Annotated in this window: 3 rRNA genes; all 3 read right to left on the bottom strand. The window is 63.4% G+C overall.

The features are described from left to right. Nucleotides 1-71: 71 nt before the first annotated feature. Nucleotides 72-187, bottom strand: a 5S ribosomal RNA gene (rrf, locus tag V2391_RS09600). A 143-nt stretch (nt 188-330) separates the two neighbouring features. Then, nucleotides 331-3,306: ribosomal RNA gene (locus V2391_RS09595) — 23S ribosomal RNA — on the bottom strand. Between the two features lie 403 nt (nt 3,307-3,709). Further along, nucleotides 3,710-5,216, bottom strand: a 16S ribosomal RNA gene (locus V2391_RS09590). Together the 16S, 23S and 5S rRNA genes form the textbook arrangement of a ribosomal RNA operon. Nucleotides 5,217-5,498: the final 282 nt, after the last annotated feature.

The raw sequence follows: 5,498 nt of genomic DNA, 5'->3' as shown, positions 1-5,498 counted from the left end.
AACGCAAAAAAGGGGGAGGCCGCGAGGCCTCCCCCTTCTTCAAGTCGATTGACGGCTCGGTGCCGTCCACCGGTCAGCGGCGCCCTGGCCTCCCACGGGCTGACCCCGCAGTACTCTCGGCGCGATGGGGCTTAGCTTCCGGGTTCGGAACGGGACCGGGCGTGCCCCCCATGCTCTGGCCGCTGACCGGTGGGCGGCGCCCACCGTTACGGTGTCCGGTGTCTCTCTCACGTGCCCTGGGGGCCGCATGGCGTATAGGGGGGAGTGACTCGGGGGCATCCTCGTGCCCGGACCGCGCAAGCGCTAAGTCCCGCGGGCCGCGAGGTGCGGTTCCGGAAGAGCTCGGGCGATTAGTGCGGCTCGGCTGAGGACGTCGCCGTCCTTGCACCTGCCGTCTATCGACCAGGTAGTCTACCTGGGCCCTTACCGGAAGGAGAACTAATCCCTGGAACGGCTTCCCGCTTAGATGCCTTCAGCGGTTATCCGCGCCGCACGCGGCTACCCGGCCGTGCCGTTGGTCGACAACCGGTTCACCGGAGGTGCGTCCACCCCGGTCCTCTCGTACTGGGGGCAGCCTCCATCGATTCTCCTGCGCCCACGGAGGATAGGGACCGAACTGTCTCACGACGTTCTGAACCCAGCTCGCGTACCGCTTTAAACGGCGAACAGCCGTACCCTTGGGACCTGCTCCAGCCCCAGGATGCGATGAGCCGACATCGAGGTGCCAAACCTTGCCGTCGATGTGGACTCTTGGGCAAGATCAGCCTGTTATCCCCGGAGTACCTTTTATCCGTTGAGCGACGGCCCACCCACTCGGGGCCGCCGGATCACTAGAGCCTGCTTTCGCACCTGCTCGGCTTGTGGGCCTCGCAGTCAAGCCCGCTTGTACTCTTGCATTCAAAAGGACGGTTGCCGACCGTCCCGAGCGGACCTTCGCGCGCCTCCGTTACCCTTTAGGAGGCGACCGCCCCAGTCAAACTGCCCGCCTGGCACGGTCCCCGAGCCGGTTGACGGCCTCGGGTTAGGACGCCGGTCGCGCGAGGGCAGTATTCCAAGGGCGGCTCCCCGGGGGCTGGCGCCTCCGGATCTTAGCCTCCTGCCTATCCTCTACACGCGGGACCAGCGGCCAATGCCAAGCTGCAGTGAAGGTTCACGGGGTCTTTCCGTCCTTCCGCGGGTAAGTCGCATCTTCACGACCAGTGCAATTTCACCGGGTCCATGGTCGAGACAGCGCCCAAGTCGTTGCGCCTTTCGTGCAGGTCGGAACTTACCCGACAAGGAATTTCGCTACCTTAGGACCGTTATAGTTACGGCCGCCGTTTACCGGGGCTTGGCTTCGGGGCTTCGCGCGATGCGCTAACTCCTCCGCGTGACCTTCCGGCACCGGGCAGGCGTCAGACCCTATACGTCGCCTTGCGGCTTCTGCAGAGTCCTGTGTTTTTGGTAAACAGTCGCTTGGGCCTCTCCACTGCGGCCCGCCTCCGCTCCCGGAGCAAGTCCGTTCACGTACGCGCGGGCACCCCTTCTCCCGAAGTTACGGGGCCATTGTGCCGAGTTCCTTGACCATGGTTGACCCGATCGCCTCGGTATGTTCTACCCACCCACCTGTGTCGGTTTGCGGTACGGGCGCGCACGCGCCTGCCTAGGGGTTTTTCTAGGGACCTCGGGCTCACTCGCTTCGCTCAGTCGCTTCGTCCGGAGCCTCGCCCTCGTGCGGACCGGATTTCCCTGGTCCGCGGGCCGCGCTCCATCACGGGGACGTCCAGAACCCCGCCGAGCCACCCCCATCCGTCGCCCCGTCGGTCGTAGCGCCGCGTGCGCGGTGCAGGAATGTCTGCCTGCTGCGCGTCGGCTACGCCTTCCGGCCTCGCCTTAGCCCCCGACTGACCCTGGGAGGATTAGCCTTGCCCAGGAAACCTCGGGTTCACGGCGGACGAGTTACTCTCTCGTCTCTCGCTACTCATGCCAGCATTCTCACTCCCATGCGCTCCACCGTCGGTCGCCCTGACGGCTTCTCCGCCCATGGGAAGCTCCCCTACCGATTCTGTAAATCAAAATCCCGCCGCTTCGGTGTCCAGCTTAGCCCCGTGTATTGTCGGCGCATGTCCACTCGACCAGTGAGCTGTTACGCACTCTTTGAATGGATGGCTGCTTCTAAGCCAACATCCTGGTTGTCTGGGCGGACGCACATCCTTTGCCACTCGGCTGGAACTTGGGGACCTTAGCGGGCGGTCCGGGCTGTTTCCCTCTCGAGCACACAGCTTAGCCCACATGCTCTGACTGCCGCGCTCTGGGCCGCCGGCATTCGGAGTTCGGTTGGATTCGGTAGGCGGCGAAGCCCCCTCGTCCATCCGGTGCTCTACCTCCGGCGGTGAACGCGCGACGCTAGCCCTAAAGCTATTTCGGGGAGAACGAGATATCTCCGGGTTTGATTGGCCTTTCACCCCTATCCGCAGGTCATCGCCGCCGTTTTCAACCGACGTGCGTTCGGCCCTCCACGGGGTCTTACCCCCGCTTCAGCCTGCCCACGGATAGCTCACCCGGCTTCGCGTCCGCGGCGCGGGACTCAAGTCGCCCTGTTAAGGCTCGCTTTCGCTTCGGCTCCCTTTCGGTTAACCTCGCCCCGCGCCAGCGACTCGCTGGCTCATTCTACAAAAGGCACGCCGTCACACCCCGAAGGGTGCTCCGACTGCTCGTGGGCGCACGGTTTCAGGTACTGTTTCACTCCCCTCCCGGGGTGCTTTTCACCTTTCCCTCACGGTACTGGTGCGCTATCGGTCACAGGGTAGTACTCAGGCTTGGATGGTGGTCCACCCAGGTTCGGACCGGGTTTCACGTGCCCGGCCCTACTCAGGGACCGCGTCGCGCCGTCCGGTCTGGGTTCGCGTACGGGGCTGTCACCCGCTGCGGCCGGCCCTCCCATGCCGTTCCGCTCCCCAGCCGGACCTGCGCCCGGGGGCGGCAGCCCCCGGATGCGCGGCCCTGCAACCCCGTCGGCGGAACCCCTGCCGGGTATGCCCGCTCGACGGTTTGGCCATCGGTCCCCTTTCGCTCGCCGCTACTCGGGGAGTCTCGAGATTGATTTCCTCTCCTCCGGGTACTTAGATGTTTCAGTTCCCCGGGTTGTCCTCCCGGCCCCTATGCGTTCAGGGTCGGGATATCCGTACCTCTACGGATGGGTTCGCCCATTCGGAGACCCCCGGGTCGAAGGATGTGTGCTCCTCGCCGGGGATTATCGCAGCTTGCCGCGTCCTTCATCGGCTCCCTGTGCCAAGGCATCCGCCGTGCGCCCGTGGTATCTTGCGGGACCGCTCCGGGCCCGCGGGATATCCACGTGTCGCTAAATTAAATTAATTAATCGATATCATGAATAGCGCTCGTATGTCGCAATTCGGGTATCTCATACCGCGGCACAGTGTCCTCACTGTGCTCGCGATCAGATGCTCCTCACTCATATATAAGTGAATTCTTCTTGTTTGGATCGGATGAATGATTGCTATCATTCTGTCTTTAAATCGCAGAAAAGAATCGAGTCTGGAAGAATTGGATCTTCCATCTCTCTCCTATCGCTATGCGGCTCTCAAGGTACGCGGGTGCGACCCCGGGGACCGGGTGCTGCGGGGACTTCATCCTGGCGGGACATCTACCGGACGGGCTCCTGCCCTCTATTCGAGTTAAAGTGTTTCTCTCTAAGAATTTATCTCCCTAGAAAGGAGGTGATCCAGCCGCACCTTCCGGTACGGCTACCTTGTTACGACTTCACCCCCCTCACCCTCCACACCTTCGGCGCCTCCCCCCTTGACGGTTGGGCCGGCGACTTCGGGTGCAGACGACTCGGGTGGTGTGACGGGCGGTGTGTACAAGGCCCGGGAACGCATTCACCGCGGCATGCTGATCCGCGATTACTAGCAACTCCGACTTCATGGGGGCGGGTTGCAGCCCCCAATCCGAACTGGGGCCGGCTTTCCGGGATCCGCTCCCCCTCGCGGGGTGGCATCCCTCTGTACCGGCCATTGTAGCACGTGTGCAGCCCAGGGCATAAGGGGCATGATGACTTGACGTCGTCCCCGCCCTCCTCCGCCTTGACGGCGGCGGTCCCGCGTGGGTTCCCGGCATCACCCGATGGCAACACGCGGCGGGGGTTGCGCTCGTTGCGGGACTTAACCCAACATCTCACGACACGAGCTGACGACAGCCATGCACCACCTGTATGGGCTCCTCTCGGCCACGGGGTCTCCCCCGCTTCACCCATATGTCAAGCCCTGGTAAGGTTCTTCGCGTTGCTTCGAATTAAGCCACATGCTCCGCTGCTTGTGCGGGCCCCCGTCAATTCCTTTGAGTTTTAGCCTTGCGGCCGTACTCCCCAGGCGGGACGCTTAATGCGTTGGCTGCGGCACGGGGGGATCGTCCCCCCACACCTAGCGTCCATCGTTTACGGCTGGGACTACCAGGGTATCTAATCCTGTTCGCTCCCCCAGCTTTCGCGCCTCAGCGTCGGTCTCGGCCCAGAGGGCCGCCTTCGCCACCGGTGTTCCACCCGATATCTGCGCATTCCACCGCTACACCGGGTGTTCCACCCTCCCCTACCGGACCCAAGCCGCGGAGGTTCCGGGGGCTTCGGGGGGTTGAGCCCCCCGCTTCGACCCCCGGCCTGCCGGGCCGCCTACGCGCGCTTTACGCCCAATGAATCCGGATAACGCTCGCCCCCTACGTATTACCGCGGCTGCTGGCACGTAGTTAGCCGGGGCTTCTTCTGCAGGTACAGTCTTGACTCTTCCCTGCTGAAAGCGGTTTACGACCCGAAGGCCTCCGTCCCGCACGCGGCGTCGCTGCGTCAGGGTTCCCCCCATTGCGCAAGATTCCCCACTGCTGCCTCCCGTAGGAGTCTGGGCCGTGTCTCAGTCCCAATCTGGCCGGTCGGTCTCTCAACCCGGCTACCCGTTGTCGGCACGGTGGGCCGTCACCCCGCCGTCTACCTGATGGGCCGCGGAGCCATCCCCTCCCGTCGGGGCTTTAGCCGGGGTGCCATGCGGCACCCCGGGGTATCCGGTATTACCCGTCCTTTCGGGCGGCTATCCCGGGGGAGGGGGCAGGTTCTCCACGTGTTACTCAGCCGTTCGCCACTCGCTTCTGCCCGAGGGCAGGTGCCGTTCGACTTGCATGTGTTAGGCGCGCCGCCAGCGTTCATCCTGAGCCAGGATCGAACTCTCCGTCCAAAATATATGGGCCTCGAGCCCGTCCGGTCCTCTCAGTCATCGCTGATCGGTTCCGTTCGATTCATATGGTTCTATTAGATAGGAAAAGGAATTTCTCGGGGCCGCCTCTCGGCGGCCTTGCGAAAAACAAATCCAAGTTAGACCATTTCAAATGGTTCGATGTCTGCCCGGATGCGACACTTGAAGTGTCCATCCTCGCAGTATCCGGTTCTCAAGGTGCACGCCTGCGCGGCTCATCCGGTCCGACCGGGCCGCGCGGCAAGGAGATATATTGCCAGACCG

It is taken from the genome of Collinsella sp. CM84Y_54 (genome assembly GCF_036317945.1).
In the GTDB taxonomy this organism is placed as follows: Bacteria; Actinomycetota; Coriobacteriia; order Coriobacteriales; family Coriobacteriaceae; genus Collinsella.
The sequence above is the reverse complement of the archived record's forward strand: the minus strand, read 5'-3'. Positions and strand labels throughout refer to the sequence as shown.